General features: G+C 52.8%; 18 protein-coding genes and 1 pseudogene. 12 read left to right on the top strand and 7 right to left on the bottom strand.

The features are described 5' to 3' along the window. Positions 1-290 (top strand): annotated as a pseudogene (locus tag P3X23_RS10720) (ABC transporter ATP-binding protein); the annotation flags it as partial. On the opposite strand, the gene P3X23_RS10725 reads toward P3X23_RS10720, so the two are convergent. Beyond that, entirely contained in the window at positions 287-1,525 is a 1,239-nt protein-coding gene (locus P3X23_RS10725; protein WP_300876528.1) for an aspartate aminotransferase family protein, read from the bottom strand. The pseudogene P3X23_RS10720 and the gene P3X23_RS10725 overlap by 4 nt on opposite strands. 157 nt (positions 1,526-1,682) lie before the next feature. Between P3X23_RS10725 and nrdJ the strand changes: the two genes are divergently transcribed. Next, positions 1,683-3,956: a ribonucleoside-triphosphate reductase, adenosylcobalamin-dependent gene (gene nrdJ, locus P3X23_RS10730; protein ID WP_300876531.1), complete on the top strand. Its 2,274-nt coding sequence runs from the start codon at positions 1,683-1,685 to the stop codon at positions 3,954-3,956. A 56-nt stretch (positions 3,957-4,012) separates the two neighbouring features. Here nrdJ and P3X23_RS10735 read toward each other — a convergent pair whose 3' ends face one another. Then, on the bottom strand, positions 4,013-5,590 hold the full coding sequence (locus P3X23_RS10735; RefSeq protein WP_300876534.1) for a serine/threonine-protein kinase: 1,578 nt from the start codon (positions 5,588-5,590) through the stop codon (positions 4,013-4,015). Positions 5,591-5,959: 369 nt separating this feature from the next. On the opposite strand from P3X23_RS10735, the gene yqeK reads away from it, so the two are divergent. Further along, positions 5,960-6,610 (top strand): bis(5'-nucleosyl)-tetraphosphatase (symmetrical) YqeK, encoded by a 651-nt coding sequence (yqeK, locus tag P3X23_RS10740; RefSeq protein WP_300876537.1) that lies wholly within the window; start codon positions 5,960-5,962, stop codon positions 6,608-6,610. A 44-nt stretch (positions 6,611-6,654) separates the two neighbouring features. Next, complete coding sequence (locus P3X23_RS10745) at positions 6,655-7,500, top strand: ABC transporter permease (protein ID WP_300876539.1); 846 nt, start codon at positions 6,655-6,657, stop codon at positions 7,498-7,500. Here the strand turns inward: P3X23_RS10745 and P3X23_RS10750 are convergent. Further along, the gene (locus tag P3X23_RS10750; RefSeq protein ID WP_300876541.1) at positions 7,497-9,374 is read right to left on the bottom strand and encodes a caspase family protein; all 1,878 of its coding nucleotides are present in this window, start codon (positions 9,372-9,374) and stop codon (positions 7,497-7,499) included. The two genes, P3X23_RS10745 and P3X23_RS10750, sit on opposite strands and share 4 nt — an antisense overlap. Before the next feature lie 133 nt (positions 9,375-9,507). Continuing rightward, the gene (phoU, locus tag P3X23_RS10755; protein ID WP_300876544.1) at positions 9,508-10,146 is read right to left on the bottom strand and encodes a phosphate signaling complex protein PhoU; all 639 of its coding nucleotides are present in this window, start codon (positions 10,144-10,146) and stop codon (positions 9,508-9,510) included. A gap of 371 nt (positions 10,147-10,517) precedes the next feature. Here phoU and P3X23_RS10760 point away from each other — a divergent pair, with 371 nt between their 5' ends. Both P3X23_RS10760 and P3X23_RS10765 read left to right on the top strand, forming a co-directional pair. Further along, on the top strand, positions 10,518-11,768 hold the full coding sequence (locus P3X23_RS10760; protein ID WP_300876546.1) for a branched-chain amino acid ABC transporter permease: 1,251 nt from the start codon (positions 10,518-10,520) through the stop codon (positions 11,766-11,768). 10 nt (positions 11,769-11,778) lie between these two features. Continuing rightward, positions 11,779-12,570: an ABC transporter ATP-binding protein gene (locus tag P3X23_RS10765; RefSeq protein WP_367186610.1), complete on the top strand. Its 792-nt coding sequence runs from the start codon at positions 11,779-11,781 to the stop codon at positions 12,568-12,570. Between the two features lie 13 nt (positions 12,571-12,583). Here P3X23_RS10765 and dnaG read toward each other — a convergent pair whose 3' ends face one another. Then, positions 12,584-14,662 (bottom strand): DNA primase, encoded by a 2,079-nt coding sequence (dnaG, locus tag P3X23_RS10770; RefSeq protein WP_300876548.1) that lies wholly within the window; start codon positions 14,660-14,662, stop codon positions 12,584-12,586. 407 nt (positions 14,663-15,069) lie between these two features. On the opposite strand from dnaG, the gene P3X23_RS10775 reads away from it, so the two are divergent. Continuing rightward, a complete protein-coding gene (locus P3X23_RS10775; protein WP_300876551.1) occupies positions 15,070-16,179 on the top strand; it encodes an ATP-dependent 6-phosphofructokinase in 1,110 nt (369 codons plus the stop codon). Here P3X23_RS10775 and miaB read toward each other — a convergent pair. Then, positions 16,176-17,531: a tRNA (N6-isopentenyl adenosine(37)-C2)-methylthiotransferase MiaB gene (gene miaB, locus P3X23_RS10780; protein ID WP_300876554.1), complete on the bottom strand. Its 1,356-nt coding sequence runs from the start codon at positions 17,529-17,531 to the stop codon at positions 16,176-16,178. The two genes, P3X23_RS10775 and miaB, sit on opposite strands and share 4 nt — an antisense overlap. A gap of 15 nt (positions 17,532-17,546) precedes the next feature. Continuing rightward, positions 17,547-18,233, bottom strand: coding sequence for a nucleotide exchange factor GrpE (gene grpE, locus P3X23_RS10785; protein WP_300876557.1), 687 nt, complete (start codon positions 18,231-18,233; stop codon positions 17,547-17,549). Between the two features lie 266 nt (positions 18,234-18,499). On the opposite strand from grpE, the gene P3X23_RS10790 reads away from it, so the two are divergent. The 5 genes from P3X23_RS10790 (at position 18,500) to P3X23_RS10810 (ending at position 22,565) form a co-directional block, all read left to right on the top strand. Next, positions 18,500-18,946 carry a hypothetical protein gene (locus tag P3X23_RS10790; protein ID WP_300876560.1) on the top strand — a complete coding sequence of 149 codons (447 nt, stop codon included), beginning with the start codon at positions 18,500-18,502 and terminating at the stop codon, positions 18,944-18,946. A gap of 148 nt (positions 18,947-19,094) precedes the next feature. After that, entirely contained in the window at positions 19,095-19,790 is a 696-nt protein-coding gene (locus P3X23_RS10795; RefSeq protein ID WP_300876563.1) for an aldehyde oxygenase (deformylating), read from the top strand. Positions 19,791-19,834: 44 nt separating this feature from the next. After that, entirely contained in the window at positions 19,835-20,869 is a 1,035-nt protein-coding gene (locus P3X23_RS10800; protein ID WP_300876566.1) for a long-chain acyl-[acyl-carrier-protein] reductase, read from the top strand. A gap of 17 nt (positions 20,870-20,886) precedes the next feature. Continuing rightward, positions 20,887-21,861 (top strand): acetyl-CoA carboxylase carboxyltransferase subunit alpha, encoded by a 975-nt coding sequence (locus P3X23_RS10805; protein WP_300876569.1) that lies wholly within the window; start codon positions 20,887-20,889, stop codon positions 21,859-21,861. After that, complete coding sequence (locus P3X23_RS10810; RefSeq protein ID WP_300876572.1) at positions 21,858-22,565, top strand: SDR family oxidoreductase; 708 nt, start codon at positions 21,858-21,860, stop codon at positions 22,563-22,565. Before P3X23_RS10805 ends, P3X23_RS10810 begins: the two co-directional genes overlap by 4 nt. Positions 22,566-22,575: the final 10 nt, after the last annotated feature.

Consider the following 22,575-nt stretch of genomic DNA (forward strand, 5'->3'; position numbering starts at 1 on the left):
ATTCGGTCTTAGAGTTTGATCAGGCCTATCGCGATCGCGTCGAGGAGTACAATCAACGGGTTAAAGACTATCAGCAAGCCATGGAGCGCTGGCAAGATACATTTGCCCGCTGGAAGGAGCAGCGAGGGCGGGCGATCGCCAGTGGTGAAGCCCTCATTGAGCGCTTTTGGAGTCTTCAGAAGCACACCTTTAACGCTAATGTTACCGCCAATAACCTGCGCTTGGGAGGCATTATTGCCCTGATGCTGGGGCTAGTGGGCATCTTTCAAAAACGCAAAGATGTTCTTTAAGCTGCTAAATGCCCAAAGGCTCGACCCACTGCCCTTAACGCCATGTCAATCTCCGCGGCACTGACAATAAGAGGAGGGACAAAGCGCACCACCTTTGGCCCTGCCGGCACCAGCAAGAGCCCCTCAGCAATGGCGGCTTTGACGACCTCCGCAGCAGCGAGGGGAGTGTCGGGCTGCAGTTCGAGACCATTGATTAACCCCCAGCCGCGCACTTCGGCAATGAGGTGAGGATAGGCCGCCTGGAGTTCACACAGTCCTGTGCGCAGTTGCTGCCCGCGATCGCGGACATTTTGCAGAAGATTCTCTTTCTCAAGGGTTTCGCACACCGTGAGGGCTGCTGCCGTGGCCAAGGGGTTACCACCAAACGTGCTGGCATGATCCCCAGGCTGAAAGACGGCACAAAAATTCTTGGCAATCATCGCTCCAATGGGAATGCCCCCCGCAAGACCTTTAGCGGTGGTGAAAATATCCGGCTCAACACCGAGGGTTTCGTAGCCCCACAGGGATCCGGTGCGACCCATGCCCACTTGAACCTCGTCAAAGATGAGAAGGATGCCCTTGTCGGTGCAGAGTTGGCGAACCTGCTCAAAATAGGCGCGATCGCCGGGGCGGACTCCCCCTTCCCCCTGTAAAGGTTCTAAGAGAATAGCTGCCACTTGGGGTTTAGGGTGATCCAAGGCAGTCACGAGGGCTTCTAGGGCGCCAAAGTCGTTGTAGGGAACATAGGCAAAGCCGGGGACTAGCGGGTCAAAGTGCTGCTGGTACTTCGGCTGACCCGTCGCGGTAATGGTAGCAAGGGTGCGGCCATGGAAACTGGCCTGTGCCGTTAGGATGATCGGGTTGTCAATGTGACGCACCGTATGGGCATATTTACGAGCCAACTTAATGGCAGCTTCATTGGCTTCAGCACCAGAGTTGCAGAAAAAAACGCGATCGCCACAGGAATGCGCCACCAACCACTGCGCCAGTGCCCCCTGCTGGGGAATGTAATACAAGTTTGAGACGTGGTGCAGTGTTTGCATTTGCTGGTTGACCCTCTCCACCAAAGCCGGATGGGCATGACCGAGAGTACAAGTGGCAATTCCCGCCACAAAGTCCAAATAGCTGCGGCCTTGATCATCCCAAACGCGGCAGCCTTCCCCGCGCACAAGCGCAATGGGGAAACGACCATAGGTGGTCATCACCACTTGGTCAAAGGCATCAATACTGAAGGACGTTGGAGAAGCAGCAACCATTAATTTTTGGACTCATAGCAAAAGCTTCCTGCTATCTTAGCATCTCCCTCTCGCTGTGGCAGAGGCGTTCAGGGTCTCCCTACAATTAGTGCCTGTTGACCCCTAAGGATTGCTTCGGTACACTACACCTAGTATTTAGCCATTGAGTCCTGCCCCTATGGTGCAAAATCCTCCCCGCCCCCAAACCAGCTTCCCCGCCACGGCTCCCACAGCCTATCCTGTGTTTTACCGCACCTACAGTCGCCAAAATGAAGCGGGTGAGCGGGAGACGTGGCAACAAGTGTGCGATCGCACCCTCCAAGGCCTGCAGGAAGTGGGGCACCTCAGCGAAGCAGAAGTGGCGCTTCTTAAACAAATGCAGCAGGACTTGAAGGCACTGCCCTCTGGTCGTTGGCTGTGGGTGGGGGGAACTGATTGGGTTCGCCAGCCGGAAAACTTTTCCGGTGCCTACAACTGCACCAGCACCAATGTGGTGGACTGGGATTCCTTTGGCCTGATGATGGACTTGGCAATGCAAGGCTGTGGTACAGGTGCCGTCCTAGAGCAAAAATATATTTCCCAGTTGCCGCCCATTTGCAATCGCCTTGAGGTGACTGTTGTCGGCCAGATTGGTCAAACCCCCAAGGAAGCACGCCAAGAGCAAACAACTGTGACATTGACAGGACAAACCTGCCAAATCAAAGTGGGGGATAGTCGCCAAGGTTGGGTCAAATCCTACCAAACGCTGCTTGAACTGGCAAGCAACTCGCAACTCGGAGGAGCTGTGCAGGTGACAATTGATATTAGCGACGTGCGCCCCACGGGAGAGCGACTCAAAGGGTTTGGCGGGGTTGCCAATCCTGTGAAACTTCCAGACCTCTACCACCGCTGTGCCGCACTGTTGAATGCAGCAGTAGGTCGTCAGTTGACCTCCGTGGAGTGCTGTTTGTTAATTGATGAGGCAGCCGTTGTGGTTGTCGCCGGCAATGTTAGGCGATCGGCCGGTATGCGTCAGGGCAGCAGCGAGGATCAGGCTTTTGCCCAAGCCAAGCAAAATCTTTGGCAACAGGATGAACAGGGAAATTGGCGCATTGATCCCCAACGGGATGCGCTGCGGATGGCCAACCACACCCGTGTTTTTCATAACAAGCCCAGCCTTGAGGACTGCATCAATGCCGTGCGCAGTCAGTTCTATTCAGGAGAAGGAGCCATTCAATGGGCAGGGGAAGCGGTAGCCCGCGCCAATGCGGATATTTTGGTTAGTCCTGAGCAAAAGCGCAACTTTCTAGAAGCCTATTGCCAAGGAAAAGGGAGAGCCTATTTGCAGTCTCTGCTTCCCAATGTAGAGGAGAAAGAACTGACTCATCGGTTAGCTCGCTATGGTCTTAATCCCTGTGGCGAAATTATCGGCAGTGACTTCCACTGCAACCTTGCTGAAATCCACCTCAATCAAATTGATCCAGCTGACACCCTGACCCAAGAAAAAGCTTTCAGGGCTGGCGCACTTTCAGTTGCGGCTCTCCTCAACCATCGCTTTGTTGTCGATCGCTATCAGTACTCCCGTACCCTTGATCCCATTGTTGGCGTCAGCTTTACTGGACTCTTTGATTTCTTTGTCCATGCCTTTGGCGTGCCATGGCTGGAATGGTGGGCAGCGGGACGACCCAATACAGCTCAAGGGCGGGAGTTCAAAGCCCAAGAAGCCGTCTTTTTGCAGCGCTGGCGGCACATTGTCCATGAGGCCGTCTGGGAGTATTGCGATCAACACGGCCTCAAGCGCCCCAATCGTTGTACCACCGTCCAACCCTCCGGTACTAAATCCCTGCTAACGGGAGCCTCCCCTGGGTGGCATCCCCCTAAAGCCCAACGCTTCATTCGCCGAATTACGTTCCGCAAAGGCGATCCGGTGGCCATGGCCTGCTACGACTTTGGCTACAATATCATTCCCTCCCAGTCCGACAAAGATGAAACGGGCAAACTCCTCGATGATCCTTTTGATTCCCGCTGCACAGAGTGGCTTGTGGAAATTCCCGTAGCTGTCTCTTGGGCCGATCTGCCGGAGGCGGATACCATTGATATTAGCCAGTTTTCTGCCCTAGCGCAGTTTGACTTCTACATGCAGGTGCAGCAGCACTACACCACCCACAACACCAGTGCCACCATTGAACTGCGGGAACATGAAATAGAACCCCTTGCGAACGCCATTTACAAAGCTATTCAAGAGGATCAAGGGTATATTTCTGCTGCCCTGTTGGCGCGCTTTGATGCCCATGAAACGTTCCCGCGTCTGCCCTTTGAACCAATTAGCAAAGAACGCTACGAACAGGAGGTTGCTGCTGTTGCTCAGCGCAGGCGGGTCAATGATTTCCATGAAGCCCTCTCCCGCTATACCCAACCCCTCATGGAAGTAGGGCCAGCGGGTTGTGACTCCGATAAGTGTCTGATGTCTTAAACCGATAAGTGTCTGATGTCTTAAAAGAAGAGGGGCAAATTTGACCCTCTATTTCTCTATTTAGGTAACTTTGTAAACCAGTTCTTCTTGGCGCGATCAAGTTGGCCTTGAACAACTCCCGAAACCATACTAAAGTCTGCCCCAGAAATATCGGCACCTGTAAAGTTCGCTCCCGAAATCGAGGCATCCTGCAGTTTTGCCCCCTTCAAATTTGCCCTCTCGAAGTTGGCTTGCACCAGATAGGCACCGCACAGATTGGCATCACTCAGATTAGCTCCCTGAAGATTGGCTTCGCGCAAAACAGCATTTGCAAGAATACAACCCTTCAAATCTGCATTTGTAAAATTGGCATTGGCAAAATTGGCACCTGACAGATCCGCATTGCGGAGGACAACGTTGGAAAGATCCACATCCACAAAATCCCGCTCTCCCCGTTTGTAAGCTGTCAGAAGTTGTGTTGCCGTCATTCGGGGGGTGACTTTAGCCCGCAGATGCTGCCCAGGGCCTACGCCGACAACGGGCGGCCCCCCCAGTTGAGTTCCGCTCATCCGCGATTGTCGTAATCGAGCTGCTTGGGCATTTTGGCTCACAGAGGAGGCATAACTACTAGAACGTTTGGTTACTCTTGGTATCCGGGCTCGGCCTTGACTGGGCGGAGCTGAGAGGGCATCACTGAGATCGTCCTCCTCTGCAGCAACGCTAGGGGTAGCCCCAGCAGTTGTTTGTTGAGATTCGAGGAGTTTTAGATCCCTAAGGACATCCATTGCACTTTGATAGCGGTTTTTCACCGCATCCTCTAGCATTTTGTCAAGGAGAGCAGCAAACTCAGGGGAGATATTTTTGACATACCGCTTCCAATGCCATTCACCCGTGCGCGAATCCCGTTCAATCTCCTTGGGTGATTTACCAGTGAGAAGGTAAACACAGGTAACACCAAGGGCGTAAATATCGCTGGCATAGACGGGACGCATAGCCATTTGCTCTGGTGGTGCATACATGGGTGTACCCACGGCAAAGCTGGTAAATGTGGATAGCTCTGGGGAATTTTCCAGCATCGCTTGAGTTACTTTGTCTTTAACTGCACCAAAATCAATGAGCACTAGCTTGTTGTCAATTTCACGACGGATGAGGTTGGCGGGCTTAATGTCGCGGTGAATCACACCATTTTTATGCAGGTAATCAAGGATGGGCAAAACTTCCTGTAACACCTGCTTCACCTCTTCTTCAGTTTTAGCGCCAAAGCGTTTCACTTCCTGCTGCAGAGTAAGGCCACTAACATATTCTTGGATTAAATAGAATTCATCCCCATTTTCAAAATAACCAAGGAGACGAGGGAGTTGGGGGTGGTTGCCAACTTTACCTAGGGTAGTCGCTTCCCGCCAAAAGAGTTCCCGCGCCATAGCTAAGATATGGGGGGCAGTGGCAGCTGGCCGCAATTGTTTAATCACACAACTGGGATTGCCAGGTAGTTTTATGTCAATAGCAAGATAGGTTGTTCCGAATCCTCCCCGTCCTAGGACTTTAATTGCCTTGTATTGGTCATTCAGCAACAGTTTGCTGCCACAGGCTTGACAAACATCTACACCGTCGGGGTTGTCTGGTTTGACACAGTTCGGGTTTAAGCAGTAACTCATAGGTAGCCAAGGAGATGAACGGCGGGTTCAACAGGGAGGGAAGGATGATAGGGTAACCTGTTTTCCAGTCAGAGCTTACAGGACTGTGCCCCCACTGCTAGCATGATTCAGTATTCGAGAGGACGACTTCGTACTTTTACGATACTCTTTTTTCTTTGCCTCACCCTATCCGTAAAATTACGGAAGTTTGACAAAAAGCTTACAGCCCTTGCAGCTCTTTAAATACGAAATGCACAAGGAGGAAGTTTATCCTGCTTACAGTCTCTACAGTAGCTTTAACTGTTTTCAGGGTTGTTTCCCAGCCTTGTAAAAAGAGCCTTCGTTATGATACAAGGGTAGCACTTTATCATCCCTGCTGTGGCTTTAGCTATGACTTCCCTTGTAACAACTGATTCTAAAAAATCCCTGTGCGATCGCCAGCAGGTTTTAGCATGGCTGACGGAGAATGTGCCAGCACCCCGACTCCAACATATTCTGCGGGTAGAGACGCTGGCGGCGGAGCTAGCTCTACACCACGGTTTGGATGTGGATCGCGCCGCTTGGGCGGGGTTGCTACATGATTTGGCGAAATACTTTCCCCCAGAGCGGTTGTTAAGGATGGCACAGGAGGCGGGGCTACCTATTACAGACGTGGATGAAGCAGATCCCCACTTGCTCCATGCCGATGTCAGTGCCTTGGTGGCGCGGCAACAATTTGGTATTACCGATGAGCAGGTTTTAGCAGCGGTGGCCAATCATACGTTGGGTCAACCGGACATGGATGCCTTAAGTTGTGTCGTGTTTCTGGCGGATAGCCTAGAGCCGGGGCGGGGTCAGACGGTGGAGCTAGAGGAATTGCGCAAGGTGGCTCAGCGAAATTTACAGGAGGCGGTGTGGCGGGTGTGCGATCGCACGCTGTTGTGGCTGATTGATCAGCATCGCTTAATTCATCCGCGCATGATCCTCACCCGCAACTGGGCAATGCAGGTGGCACCAGCAAAACCGAAAAAGAACGAAAAGAAAAGCACGGCAAAGGTTTAGCGGCCTTGCTACCCTAGAAAGCAGGTTTGACTCAGAGTTGTGTTATGAGCACTGCTTCAGCAACGGCTATTCCCGGTATTTTCTCCGCTGAATTTGTTCAGGAAACGCTAGCTTTAACCCGTCGCCTGTTTATCCAACTGCAACGGCGCCCTTCCACACTGGTGGCGGGAGTGGTACAACCCTTGATTTGGCTGATTCTTTTTGGCGCCCTCTTCCAGAATGTGCCCCAGGGTCTGTTTGGCGACAGCACTAACTATAGTCAGTTTCTCTGCGCCGGCATTATTGTCTTTACCGCCTTTAGTGGTGCCCTCAATGCGGGGTTGCCCGTGATGTTTGACCGCGAGTTTGGCTTTTTGAATCGACTGTTGGTGGCGCCGTTGGCCTCGCGGTTTTCGATTGTTCTTGCCTCGGCGTTGTTTATTACAACCCTGAGTTTAATTCAAGTGACGGCGATCGCCGGCTTGGGGATGCTCCTAGGCACTGGACTGCCCAATGCAGCCGGCATTGGAGTCGTCTTAGCCACGGTGATGATTTTGGTCTTTGGCGTGACGGCTTTGAGCCTAGGCCTCACCTTTGCCTTGCCGGGGCACATTGAATTGTTGGCGGTGATTTTTGTGATCAACCTGCCGTTACTCTTTGCCAGTACTGCCTTGGTACCGCTGTCGTTTATGCCGCGCTGGTTGCAGTGGATTGCTAGCCTCAACCCCCTTAGTTTGGCCATTGAACCCATTCGCTATGTCTATTTGCATCCCGATTGGCAGTTGAGCGATGTGGTGATGGTGGCTCCTTGGGGGTCATTGAGCTTGGGGACTGCCCTATTAATCCTCTTGGCTGTTGCCCTAGGAATGAGCCTGCTGATTCAGCCCCTATTGCGGCGGCGCTTGGCCTAGACTACCCGCAGCGTGAAGCCTTGAGTACACCACTCTCGCACGTCTAAGCAAAATTCATTCCCTTCCGGTTCACTGCTGAGATCCGTTAGGAGACCAAAAACCAAGGCAAGACTATCCTCGCCAGAAATCAACAGGGGTTCTGAATGGCTAGGGTGGCTACTCAGTTGACTAAAACGGGTAAGGGGGCGGTGGCTGCTGATGATAAACACCTTCAGCCATTGGCAAGGACGATTCAGCGTCCAAGTGTAAAGGGGAATATTCAAGCCCGGCGCAACCCCTAACTGCCATGATTGCGTTTGCAGTGGCAGCAGGAGAATCCCCTGACTACTATCCCAAGCAAAAGCGACAATGTTGAGGGGGCGATCGCCATAGTTGTAGAGACTCCAACGGCAGGTATCTCCCTTAGCCAAGGTCAGAGGGGTTTCTAAATTCATGGCCGGGAGCTTGGTGCCCAGTACCTCAGGGAGGGGATTGGGGCTGCGGATCGAGAATTGACGGCTCAACAACTTTGGCGTCGGCGATATTTGTTCGAGGGTTGTACACACGGCCACTTGACTAGAGGTGGGATTGAGCGTTAATGTTAGCCATTTCTGCGCCAATAGCGCGTTCAGCAAGGGATTCAGGCGACGGATACCCGCTTTAGCTGCTTCATTAGTGCCACTACAACTGTGTTGCAGTAGGGTGCCCACTGGCCACTCCAGTCCATAGCTGCCCACTGTTTCACTTTTGGTGAGAACCACATCCGGCAGGGGGTCACTGCTGTTGAGGACGGCAACTTTTTCTTCATTGGTCAGGGCATTGATGGCATCTACTCGCTCAATTTTGCTCAGCTTGGTGTCGAGAGCTACTTGCAAACGGAGATTTTTTCCTAAACGTCGCTGCTGTTCATAGAGGCGATCGCCCACTTGCAGAGGCTGACTGCTAACTCCCTGTGCCATTAGGCCATTAAAACTCGCGATGTTGACAACGGTGGCACCGTCAGCAGTACTCCAGCGACTGTGAGGATGACAATAGGCCAATAGCCAAGGACTAAGGCCGCCACACCAGACTTGAACCGCGCGATCGTGCCCCGTCTGTTGCACCACACCATCAAACCCTTGGGATAGGGTGACATTCCCTGCTAGTCCATCGCTGACCAGATAAATTTCTGCCCCCGTCTGCCAGCGCAGTTCATCGGCTGTGTACATGAAGCTGGTTGTTAAGGGACGCTCGCCCCCCAAAGCTGCTAGATAATGGCTAAAACTAGCAGTAAAAAGTCCCATGGGGACGCCATTCAGGTGTGTTTCTACCCCCAAATCTGCCCAGAGCAGATGCTCTTTGGGGACTTGGCCTGCGCCACGGGGCTCTACAGGTTGCAATGGGGCAAATCGCCAGCGCAACGTCGCTCCTGCAATGGGTGGGGGGCTAAAGCGGGTGTCGAGCCATACCTGTATTCCTTTGACACGCAGTAATTCAGCAAGAGGTAAGATGCCCTCGCCTGCTGCTGTAGCATCTGTCAAAACCAGTGCCGGTTGTTGCTGCCAGCGCGTGCCATAGCCACTAAAGTAAACCAACAGGGGTTGGCCAGAGTGCCCCAGCACGTCTAAGGTTTCTTGGAGAGCATCGAGGGTTGCCGCCTGTTCCGTCAGTAGCGTAATGTCACTGTCCGCCAGTCCCCAACTGTCTAGCAACAGGTTTTTCACTAGCTCAACATCCGTCAGACACCCGGCTAAAGGAGACACGCCCGCCAACTGTGGATAGTGGTTAATGCCAATCAGGAGTGCTCGCCATGGGCGAAGAGCGTCTGCCAAGGAGCCGCCTGTAGTTTGCCAAATCCATGGCATTAGTGTCAGTGCCGCAGCACCGGACAGAAAAGAACGACGGCTTAACCTCATGCCTTACCTCCCAGCACGCCCATCCTCAGGTTCGAGTATAGGCACGATAAACACTTATGAATTAGGACTAGTTCTATTCTCAAAGGTTGTGGACGCAATTGGGTGGACAGTGAGCATAAAACGTCAACTTCTCCTAGGGATCTTCTCCCCGCACAATGAAACAGACGCGCTGACCAATAGTTGTGGCGTGATCACCAATGCGCTCAAGGTTGCGAATGACCAGCAGCAGGATCAAGCGCAATTCCACTGACTCTTGGGGCATCAAGGGGGCAGAGAGCCGCCCATAGAGGCGTTGGTAGTCGGTATCCACTGCATCGTCGCAATTGGCCAAGGCAAGTCCTGCCTCCACATTGAAGTTCGCAAGGGCTGAGAGGGCTTCTGACAACAATAGTTGCGATCGCTGGAACATTAGGCCGATGTCCTCAAGGTAGGGCGGAGGTGGATAGCGCAGCAGCGTTTGACCAGCACAGCCAATTTCAAGGGCATGATCACCAATCTGCTCTAGATCGCAGCAGAGGTGCGACAACATGACTAAAAATCGCAGATCTTCAGCTACCGGAGCTTGCAACGTCAGCAGGGCAATCGCCTCACGATTAAGTTGTTGGGCGCTGCGGTCAATTTCCCGCTCCCTTTGGAGCAAGGGCTCAACACTGAGGAGATGTCGCTCAATTAAGACGCCATAGGCCAACTGACAGGCACTTTCCACCAGTGTCCCCAGTCGCAGCAAGTCACTGCGCAGACGTTGTAGTTGCCGTTCAAAATGGGTGGTCACAGCTTTAAACACCCATCTTTAGCTCATCGGCGGGAAGCCCCGTGCTCTTCCGAAGGGCAATCTTGCTGCTCAATGTACCACTTCAAGAATGAACACTTTGCGGGGATATTTTGGGGTCAAAAAAGTGAGCCTAGGGCATCGGCTCACTATAAAACGCGAAGGTCACAAGACCAGAGGAGCCTGCCCTCTACGCAAAGCATAAGGGCTGGGAGTATATCTTCCCCAGTGTGCCAGAAAAACGATGAATTGCTCTATAGGTACAGGTGCAAGGACTGGTGTATAAAATATTATACTCAATTTGATTCCTTCATCCCTTGGCGCGATCGCAACAGCGCAGCGGAGCTGTACCGCCTTTAACTTCAACGCTCTAAATGGTTGGCTATCTCATTTCCCTTGGCATCTTCACTGCCACCTTTGCCCTCTTTAGCTTGGGGCTAAATTTGCACTGGGGCTATACAGGCTTGATTAACTTTGGCCACGTTGGCTTTTTGGCCATTGGCTCCTACACCACGATTTTGTTGGGCATTGCTGGCGTGCCGATGTTCTTTGCTGTCCTTGTCGGGGTGGTGTTGGCCATGGGACTCGGCTTCTTAATGGGGATTGCCACACTGCGATTGCGGGAAGATTACCTTGCAATTGTGACGATCGGCATGGCAGAAATTGTCCGCTTAATTGCCCTCAATGAAGACTGGTTGACCCGCGGCGGGCGCGGTGTCTATGGGTTTCCCTTGCCCTTTGCCAACTTTAATCCCAATGTGCCGACCAAGTTGGGAATGATTGCCCTCTTTTGGGGTGTGGTTGGAGTAGCTGCATGGCAATGGTGGCACTGGTTAGAGCGGCGGTATGGGCGATCGCGCCCCCCTTGGCTGCTCCCTAGCTATGCTGCTTTGTTTATTGCCGGTACCCTTAGCCTGTGGGCAGCATTGCTCCCCTTGAGCTTGGGTCGGGGAGTTGCCACTTTTCCTTTTGTGTTGACATGGGTGACCTTGGGTGGGGCGATCGCCCTTATGAGCTATTATTGCCGTCCCGAAAAAGCAGCGGTGCTTGTCATTGCCCTGAATACCTTGGCTGCTGCCCTAGTGGGTCTAGTGGTGAAAGCCTTGACCCTTGGTTTATGGGATTTTAGTTACCGGGCTGGGCTGTTGTGGTTGTTGATCTTGGTATTGGCCTTGGTGGTGTGGCAGTTGGAGCGCTTAATTCATTCCCCTTGGGGACGAGTCCTCAAGGCCATCCGCGAAGATGAAGAGGTGGCCAAGGCCTTAGGCAAAAATGTCTTTGCCTATAAAATGCAATCGCTGCTATTGGGGGGAGCGATCGCAGCAGTGGCAGGGGCTTTTTATGCTTGGCAGCTCACATTTGTTAACCCCGACGGCTTTGTATCCCTAATTACATTTCAGGCATGGACAATTGTTGTCCTAGGGGGAGCTGGCAACAACATGGGTACCCTTTTGGGCGCTGCTCTCTTTTGGGCCTACACTGCACTGACCCGCTTTATTCCCCTAGATGGTGGGCGCTTAGAGGCCCTGCGAATGATGCTGATTGGCCTTGTCCTCATTATCTTGATGATGTGGCGACCCCAAGGTATTTTGGGCAAAAAGGAGGAACTCAGCCTTGGTCGATGAACCTTCTCTTGTGCCCGTCTCTAACAGTGTCAGTCAAGTCCTGCCCTCAGACCTTCTAGTGGCCACGGGGCTGTGCAAAAGTTTTGGCGGCATTCGTGCGGTGGATAATGCGGAAATTCGAGTCGTGCGCGGCAGTATCACTGGTCTCATTGGCCCCAATGGTGCGGGCAAAACTACCCTATTCAACCTGTTGTGCAATTTCCTCACTCCCGATAAAGGCTGTGTGATTTTTGATGGTGCTCCCATTAGTCATTTACCACCCCATCAAGTGGCGCTTCAGGGACTCTTGCGCACGTTCCAAGTGCCCCGCGTGCTCTCACGTCTCTCAGTTCTGGAAAACATGCTCCTAGCTGCCCCACTACAAACCGGGGAGAAGTTGTGGAATAGTTGGCTGCAACCCCTGCGCATCCGCCAAGAGGAACAGGAACTGCGGCAACGGGCGTGGACAATTCTGGAGTCTGTGGGGCTAGCGGCTAAGGCCAATGACTATGCGGGTGCACTGTCGGGAGGGCAACGCAAACTCCTCGAAATGGCGCGAGTGATGATGCACCGTCCCCGCATGGTGCTCTTGGATGAGCCAGCCGCTGGCGTCAACCCGACCTTGATTAATCAAATTTGCGAGCACATTGTCCGCTGGAATCAAGAGGGCGTGACATTTCTGATTATTGAACATAACATGGACGTGGTCATGTCCCTATGTCAGCACATCTGGGTCTTGGCGGAGGGAAAAAATCTTGCCGATGGGCCGCCAAGTGAGATTCAAACCAATCCTGAGGTCTTGAGAGCTTACTTAGGACAGTAACGCTTAAGAATAGCTAAGAATAGCTACGAATTGCTGCTAAGGAGAGACAGCGCTGCTGATCCAATTGCTGAAGGTATTGGCGATTCTGATAGTACTCATGGCGCAGTTTTTCAAGTTTCTCTAGCCGCTCTGGTGCCACACCGGGAATATCATCAATCTTGCTGTTGCTATCGGCAAGTAGGTGATCCAGGTAGTAGCGTAGGGTTTCACGAGCAGGAGATTCACTTAAAATTAGAGCCACGGTTTCCCGCCAAGACTGGAGGATGTGGCGACACCGTTTTTCAATGTCAATGCGCTCAAGAGCGGCGGCAGCGGCTTGGATTACCAGTTCGGGGCGATTAAGACTGATGGCGGTGGTCTCATCTAAATGGAGTAGGGGAGTGATCAGAGAAGCTTCTTCTGCTGCCTCTAGGCGATCAAAAAGAGACGTGACTAGATCTAAGTCCGTTAGTTGCGTTCCGGTCTCGGTTGGTGAATGTAGTGGCCACTCAGCGGTATAGGGATCAAAACCTGCACAGTGTTCTTCTTCGATGGCTAAGATCTGCCGCCACAGCCAACGATGGTGAGAGAAGCTAAATTCTATATCCCGTGCTTTCAGCGTCTGTCGAATCAGGAGGCGATATTCTCCACGGTGGAGGTAGAGGCGCAGTAGCTGTTCTTCAGCCGCTTGCCGCAGATTATAGTCCGCTGGACGTTGCCATTTTTGCGATCGCCCGTGCCAACGCTCACCGCGCACCTGTTGGCGCAGGGATTCTTCAAGGCGGAGCACCGCACGGGTATCGGAGCCTGCTAATTGCTCAGCACAGAAGTGAATATAGTGACTGCGCAGGGCAGCATTGGGGAGTTTTCCCAAAAGACGACTCAGGGCTTGAGTGGCTTCATAAAATTGATCCCCTTGACTGAGGTCGTACTGTTGGATGATGTTCTGAATTTGCCACTCAATCCAGAGAGGGGCTTGCTCCAAGAGGGTTTGGTAGCGATCGCGCCGTACCTCTAGGGATTCTCCGTCATCCGTAAAAAAGTCAGCCGCATCTTTGCCGGCCGGCAATGTGAGAATGCGTAGTCGCAAATCGCCGCGATAGGCCAAATCCGCAGCCTCGCCAATGGCGCGATCAGCAGCCCGCTGGCCCGCCGGGTCAGCATCAAAGTTGAGAATAATTTGCTTCGACTCGGTGTAGCGCAGCAGCAACTTAATTTGGGCTTGACTGAGGGCAGTGCCTAAACTGGCCACCGCTTGGGTAAAGCCGGCTTGGTGCAGCGCCATTACATCAAAATAGCCCTCAACCACAATCGCTTGATCTTTTTGGACAATGGCTTGGCGTGCCTTATCAAGGCCAAAGAGGAGCTGCCCTTTGTTAAAAATGGGGGTTTCGGGGGAGTTGAGGTACTTTGGCTCTGCGTTGCCAAGGGTACGACCGCCAAACCCCACCACCCGTCCTTGGGCATCCATGATTGGGATCATCAGGCGATCGCGAAAGCGGTCATAGTAGCCGCCCCCCGTTTGCCGCGGCATAATCAAGCCCGCCTGCTCGACTAAAGCAGCAGGGTATCCCTTTTGCTCCACAAGGTACGTATAGAGCACTTGCCAACCCGCAGGCGCATAGCCCAAGCGAAATTGTTGAATGGTGTCCTCTTTTAGGTGACGTTGCCACTGTAAATAGTCTTGCGCCGTTTGGCCAATGGGTTGCCGCAGGGCGTGTTCATAGAAACTAGTGGCGATCGCCAGAATCTCATAGAGCTGCTCTTGGAGCGAAAGGCGAGCTTGCAGTGCCTGTTTTTGCTCACTATCGAGGGTACGCACCGGAATCTGATGCCGTTGGGCAAGTTCCAGTACCACCTCCGCAAAGGAGCGCTTTTGCAGTTCCATCAAAAACGTGATGGCATTGCCGCCGGCGCCGCAGCCAAAACAGTAGTAAAAACCCTTGACAGGATTGACCGTAAAACTGGGAGTTTTCTCCTCGTGAAACGGACAGCAGCCAACGTACTCTTGCCCCCGTTTGCGCAAAACAACATGCTCGGCCACCACATCAACAATGTTGACCGCTTGGCGCACCGCCTCAATGGTATCGGGGTGTAAGTGAGGAATTTGCATAAATCACTAGCTTAGCTGATCTCCTTCCACCTAAAAAGATGTTGCAACCTGTGAACGCCATCTTCCAAGGGCAATGGATCCGGTGCGCGGCAAGCAGCCAGCTAACAGGGCAGGGAAGGATAGCGCGAACGGCAGAGCCGTTCTATAATTTTGCTGTCGGCAACAACCACGCCGACCTACGGCAGGGCATGCCGGAAGTGACGCCTGTGGAGATACGAGCAGCGGATACGCACTCGGCCTAGGAACCCACCGAAGCGACTTAAGCTCCGCTTGAGCGCAGTAGCACTCTCTGGCCTTTAGGCTGGGGAGGATATCAACTTCCCTAGGATATTGACGGTGCCCTTGTAAGGCAAGGCACAGAGGCAGGCTTTGAGGCCAAAACTGTTCGTACAGGGAGCAAATCATTCATGAGTATCAGCCGCAAACGACTGGGTGTATTTACCAGTGGCGGAGATTGCCCGGGTCTAAATACAGCCATCCGTGCCATTGTTGCCCATGCCACCTTAAGTTACGGTTGGGAGGTTCTTGGTATCCTCCATGCCACCCAGGGGCTAATTGAGCGTAAGGCAATTCCCCTCAATGCAGAAGGCCTCGGTGGAATGGATGTCTTACTCAACATGGGAGGAACGATTCTCGGAGCAATCAATAGGGGCGATACCCTAGGCCGTGCCGATGAAGTTATTGCCGGGTACAATGAATTGGGCTTGGATGCCCTCATTGCCATCTGTGGCGATGGTAGCCTGAAAATTTTACATCAACTGGCTCAGAAGGGAAACTGGAACTTCCTTGCGGTGCCGAAAACTATTGATAACGACGTGGCTCTGACCGATCGCGCCATTGGCTTTGATACTGCTGTCAATACCGTTGTCGAAGCCCTGAGTCGGATTACCTCCACCGCTGCTAGCCATGACCGCGTATTTGTGGTGGAAGTGATGGGGCGTACCGCTGGTCATTTGGCCCTGTATTCAGGAATTGCTGGGGGTGCCGATATAATCCTGATTCCAGAAATTCCCTACTCCATTGAAGGCATTTGCCAGCATCTCCAGAAGTTGCGCGATCGCTGGGGACGCAAATTTGCCCTCATTGTGGTTGCCGAAGGTGCCAAAGCCCTAGAGCAAGACGCCAACCATTGCCACTATTCCAGTATTGCCCACTATATTGCCGATAAAATTGCCCAGTATAGTCCGATCCCGATTGAATTGCGGGTCTCAGTTCTTGGTCATATTCAACGGGGGGGTGCTCCCATGGCCATGGATCGGCTACTGGCAGCAGGTATGGGCCATACTGCTGTGGATCTTGCAGCCCAAGGGACATTTGATCGAATGGTGGCATGGCAGGCAGGGCAAGTCGTCACTGTTCCCATTGCCGATGTGGTTGCTAAATGCCCACGCCATGTGGATCCCGATAGCTTTTTAATTCGTACCGCCCAAGGACTAGGGATTTATGTCGGCGATAAACCAATGCTGCCCTACGTCGATCCCACCCTCTGCCGCAACGAAGTCATTTGCGCAATCTAAGAGCCAACCAATGAATGCTCCGCAAGGGGCACGCCACTCAAGCTAAAGGCTCGTGCCTCGGTAATACGGACACGCACCAGTTGTCCCCGTAAGGTTTCAATATCGCCGGGCAGATACGTGAGGCGGTTGCCATCGGTGCGGCCATAGACTTGTTGCGAATCCTTGGGATTTACTCCCTCTACAAGGATCACCTCTTCCCGTCCGAGATAGCGTTGGGAGCGATCGCCAGCGATCGTAGCCACTAGATGATTCAGCCGTTGGAGGCGATCTTCTTTAATCTCCTCTGGCACCTGATTTTCCCAAGTGGCCGCTGGTGTATTCGGACGCGGGGAATAGGCTGCTGTATTCAGTTGGTCAAAACCCACCGCCGCCACCAAATCCAGTGTGCGTTGGAATTGTTCTTCCGTTTCGCCAGGAAAACCAACAATGGCATCCGCACTAATAGCAGCATCCGGCATATAACGGCGAATGGTTTCAATAATTTGCAGGTAACGCTCGCGGGTATAGCCCCTGGCCATTGCCTTGAGAATCTCATTATCCCCTGATTGAAAAGGAATGTGGAAGTGTTTACACACTTTGGGGAGTTCAGCACAGGCTCGGATCAAGCGCTCCGTAAAGTAGCGGGGATGGCTAGTGGCAAAGCGAATTCGCTCAATCCCAGGCACATCGTGGATGTAGTAAAGCAAATCCGTAAACGTGTGCTGCCGCCGTCCCTCTGGGGTAATTCCCGGCAAATCGCGGCCATAGGCATCTATGTTTTGCCCAAGGAGGGTCACTTCCTTATAACCTTGAGCCGCCAGTTCCTCAATTTCAGCGCGAATTGCCTCTGGTCGACGGGATTGCTCCTGCCCCCGTACTCCAGGCACCACACAGTAGGTACAGCGTTCATTACAGCCATAGATCACATTGACCCAAGCAGTGACCGTGCTATCGCGCCGGGGTTTGGTAATATCCTCAACAATGTGCAGTGGCTCTGTTGCCACCACTTGACTGCCATTCCACACCTGCTCAAGCAGTTCACCAAGGCGATTGGCATACTGTGGCCCCATGACCAGATCCACCTCAGGAACTCGCCGCAGCAGTTGCTCTCCTTCCTGTTGAGCCACACAACCGGCAACGATCAGCGTTAGGGTGGGGTCTTGATGCTTGCGCTTGGCCTGCCGCCCTAGGTAAGAATAGAGTTTCTGCTCCGCGTTGTCGCGAATCGTGCAGGTGTTGTAGAGCAAAACATCGGCGTCATCTGGTTGAGCGACCGGTTCTAAACCCATGGCTTCCAAGACCCCGGCCATCCGCTCGGAGTCTGCTTTGTTCATTTGGCAGCCAAAGGTGGTGATGTAGTAGCGGCGTGGCATTCCCTCAAAGTGCCCCTATACGTCCGTTACATCATTGGTGGGATTTGTGTCGCTAGCACTCCCCTCTTCAGGAGGAGCGGCCACTTTGACCATGGCATGCCGCAACACGCGATCGCCGAGCATATACCCCCGCTTCAGTTCTTCAATGACTGTCCCTTCAGGGTGTTCACTTGTTGCTTCCCGCAGCACCGCCTCATGGAGATTGGGATCAAAGGGCTTGCCTTTGGCCTGCATCGCCGAAACACCAATGCGCTTGAGGCACTCCACCAGTTGCTTGTAAACCCCCTGATAGCTGCGGTGAATTTTTTCTTCCGCCTCTGTTTCGGTTTGAATGTGGGTGCGGGCTAGCTCAAAGCTGTCCACCACAGGCAATAAATCAGCAATGACACTGCATTTGATCTGTAGCTCTAGCTCCTCTTTTTCCCGCTGGGTGCGTTTGCGGAAGTTTTCAAAGTCGGCGGCAAGGCGCATATATTGACTATTGCGCTCTTCCACCACTTGGGAAAGACTAGCCTTGGCAGCTTCAAGGGCAGCAATTTTCTCTAGCAAGTCCGCTGCTTCCGCAGGAGTATCCGCAGAGGCCGCTTCAGACGTTTGACCCTCTTCGTTCGTGGCGGCTTCTGCATGATTTTCAACAACATCAGGAGTAACTTCGCCTTTTTCGGTTTCAGCAGTAGGGTTGGTTATGGTTTCATCACTCATAGGTTAACTCAGATTATGCCCTCTAGACTTTGAATTGCACACCGCAGTGGGTGTAATTCATGCGATTGTTTTACCCTATCACTTTATCCATTGTATCAATAGGGGCGGGGCATCCGTCTATTACGGACTTCCTCATCCTGTTGTAGGACTCTCCCCAAAGGAAAACAATCAGTATTACTCTAGGAGAATCTTTGAAACCAAGGTAATGGATCGTCGTCATTAACCATTAAGTAAATTTTGCTAGACAAAGTCAAGGGTGGGTCTTCATGTCCTTTGGCCGTATTCCATCAAGCTTGATTCTGTGTTGTGCATTAACAGGTGTCCCTGCGGTGCTGGCACAGACAGAGCCACCGCCCCGGGAAAACTTTAATCCTTTTGGGGTAGATAATCCCGTCCTACAGCGGGCACGGAATTGGGCGCGGCAGGCAGCAGAGCGAGCCAATGGCGGGCTGAGTCGCTACCGCGCTGAAGCAGCGATGTTTGGGCCTGCTAGTCAATCCCCCTACGTGGACAATGGCGATGGTACGTTTACCTTTCGCTTTCTAGGGGGGCCACCTGCGGCACCGCCAACCATTGAAAGTATTGTCACGGTCAACCCCGACCCAAGCAATCCGATGATTCGCATTGATTACAATGGCCCTATCCGGGCGGTAGCGCCTTCTGCTCAACCATTGCCAGAAATACCACCCTCAGGCAATAGGAGGAGTTTTTAGCGCTATCGGTGCATAGAGATTCACCTATTCAGGAACTCAAAAATCTCTGGCACGCTGCCCCTCGTCAAGGGATCGCTGCTGCGGTATGATAGCGAAAGCCCTAGTGCCTCAATAATTTCTAATAAATCTGTGTCCAGGAGAGTTCACAATGACAACGGCTACCGCTACACCTGAGTTGGACTACCACAGCGATCGCTACAAGGAGGCCTATAGCCGCATCAACGCCATTGTCATTGAAGGTGAACAGCAAGCTCACGACAATTACATTGACCTAGCCAAGCTGCTGCCACAACACCAAGAAGAACTCACCCGTCTTGCCAAAATGGAAGCCCGCCATAGAAAGGGGTTTGAAGCCTGTGGTCGCAACCTCAGCGTGACGCCAGATATGACCTTTGCCCAAGAATTCTTTGCCCAACTGCATGGAAACTTTCAAGCCGCAATCGCAGAGGGGAAAATTGCAACTTGCCTTCTCATTCAAGCTCTGATTATTGAGTGCTTCGCGATCGCTGCTTACAACATCTACATTCCAATGGCGGATCCCTTTGCCCGCAAAATTACTGAGGGGGTGGTTAAGGACGAATACAGCCACCTCAACTTTGGCGAAATCTGGCTAAAAGAAAACTTCGAGACGGTCAAAGCAGAAATTGAAGAAGCCAATCGCGCCAACCTGCCCTTGGTCTGGAAGATGCTCAACCAAGTGGAAGCGGATGCCAAAGTGCTCGGCATGGAAAAAGAGGCTCTTGTAGAAGACTTCATGATTCAGTACAGCGGTGCCCTAGAAAATATTGGCTTTACCACCCGCGAAATTATGAAGATGTCGGTTTATGGCCTAACTGCGGCATAATGGTGGCTTCATCTATCGTTACGTTCTAGTCACCGCACGCTTGTATGTTTGGATTAATTGGTCATCTGACGAATCTGGAGCACGCCCAAGCTGTTGCCCATCAATTAGGCTATCCCGAATATGCCGACCAGGGCTTGGAATTTTGGTGTATGGCACCGCCTCAGATCGTCGATGAGATCACGGTGACGAGTATAACGGGCAAAACTATCTATGGCAAATACGTTGAGTCCTGCTTCTTGCCGGAAATGCTGGCCAACCAGCGGGTAAAAGCGGCAACGCGCAAAATTATTAACGCCATGGCTCATGCCCAAAAACACGATATTGACATTACGGCGTTGGGGGGCTTCTCCTCGATCATCTTTGAAAACTTTGATCTGGAGAAAATATCCCACGTGCGCAACATTGAGCTAGACTTTCGTCGCTTTACGACAGGGAATACCCACACGGCCTATATCATCTGCCAACAAATTGAGCAGGCGGCTCCGCAAGTGGGGATTGATTTGCGTCAGGCAACTGTGGCTGTCTGTGGAGCGACAGGAGATATTGGCAGTGCTGTCTGCCGTTGGTTAAATCGTCGCTTGGATGTCCAAGATCTGTTACTGGTGGCACGCAATCGCGATCGCTTACTGCATCTCCAAGCCGAGTTGGGACGGGGCAAAATCCTCGACCTGATGGAGGCACTGCCACTTGCGGATATTGTGGTTTGGGTGGCCAGTATGCCCAGGGGGATTGAGCTGAGCATTGAGCAGTTAAAGCGCCCCTCGCTGATGATTGATGGTGGCTACCCCAAAAATATGGGCAGCAAAATTCAGCACCCGGAGATTCATGTCCTTAATGGTGGCATTGTCGAACACGCCCTCGATATTGACTGGAAAATTATGGAAATTGTGAATATGGACGTGCCCTCGCGGCAGATGTTTGCCTGTTTTGCGGAGGCCATGCTTCTAGACTTTGAGGGCTGGTACACCAATTTCTCTTGGGGACGTAATCAAATTACCGTCGAAAAGATGGAGCAAATCGGCGAAGTCTCCCGTAAACACGGATTTAAGCCGCTGCTGTTGAACCCTCAGTCAAACTAAAAGGAACCCAATCGCCTATGGCAAACGAACGTCGCACGCTTCTGTTGGAATTTGAAAAGCCCCTCGTGGAGCTAGAAGCCCAAATTCAGCAGGTGCGGGATAAGTCCTCAGAGTTTGGCGTTGATGTCTCGGAGCAAATCCGTGAACTGGAGGAGCGCGCCAAGCAACTGCGCTATGAAATTTTTAGTAAGTTGACCCCTGGGCAAACGCTACAGGTGGCTCGCCATCCGCGCCGTCCCAGCACGTTGGATTACATTCAAGCCATTAGTGAAGAGTGGATTGAACTCCATGGCGATCGCCGGGGCAGTGATGACCCTGCTATTGTCGGTGGGATTGGTCGGCTCAATGGTCGGCCGGTGGTGATGTTAGGTCAGCAAAAGGGGCGAGACACCAAGGACAATGTGGCGCGCAATTTTGGCATGGCATCCCCGGGGGGATATCGCAAAGCCCTGCGTCTGATGGAGCACGCGAATCGCTTTCAAATGCCCATCCTTACTTTTATTGACACGCCAGCGGCTTGGGCGGGGGTGGATGCAGAAAAGTTTGGCCAAGGGGAAGCCATTGCCTACAATCTGCGGGAGATGTTTCGCTTTGAGGTGCCCATTATTTGCACCGTGATTGGTGAAGGGGGGTCAGGGGGAGCCTTGGCCATTGGGGTGGGCGATCGCCTGCTGATGTTTGAACATGCCGTCTATAGTGTGGCGCCCCCAGAAGCCTGTGCTGCCATTCTCTGGCGCGATGCTCAAAAAGCGCCCCAAGCGGCGGAAGCTCTGAAAATTACGGCTCGCGACCTTCTGAAGCTGGGAATTATTGATGAAATTGTGCCCGAACCGGTGGGGGCGGCCCATAGCAACCCCGTAGAGGCAGCGGAAAACCTCAAAGCTGCTCTATTGCGGAATTTAGCTGAAGTGCAAGCCCTCAGCAGTAGTGAACGGCGGGAGTTGCGTTACCAAAAGTTCCGACGCATGGGGGTATTTAGCGAAGCGGTATGACCCAACAAGTTTTAATCACCGGCGCCAGCAGTGGCATTGGGGCAGCCACAGCCATTGCATTTGCCCAAGCGGGGTTTAATGTCGTACTGTTGGGGCGATCGCCCGCCAAACTGGCTGCTGTTCATGCCCAAGTGGTCGCCTGTGGCGTTACAGCCCATACCTTTAGCGTGGACTTTAGCGATCCTGAACCCCTGCGATCGCGCCTTGATGAGATTCTCGCTAGCGTTGGGGATGTCCATGTGCTTGTGAATAATGCGGGCATGGCCAGAACCGTTCCCCTGATTGATCAACCCTTGGCGGACTGGCAGCAGATGCTCAATGTCAACCTCACCAGTGCCCTCATTTGCTCCCAAGCGGTACTGCCGCAACTGCGGTCTCGCCAGTGCGGTACGATAGTAAATGTTGTTTCAATTGCTGGACGCCAAGTTTTTCCCGACTGGGGCGCCTACTGTGCCTCGAAGTTTGCCCTCATGGCTTTGACTAAAACAATGGCGGCTGAAGAACGCGCTCACGGTATCCGCGTGATTGCCATCTGTCCCGGCGCCGTTGACACCCCCATTTGGGAAGGTGTCGCTGGAGACTTTGACCGCACGGGGATGCTAACTCCCGAACACGTTGCTGACACGATTTTGTACACGACTCAATTGCCGCAAACGGCTTTTGTTGAAGAGCTAGTGGTCATGCCCCTTGGCGGAACCCTCTAGGCTCCTTTTG

The sequence above is a fragment of the Thermosynechococcus sp. Uc genome (assembly GCF_029335995.1).
GTDB lineage: Bacteria > Cyanobacteriota > Cyanobacteriia > Thermosynechococcales > Thermosynechococcaceae > Thermosynechococcus.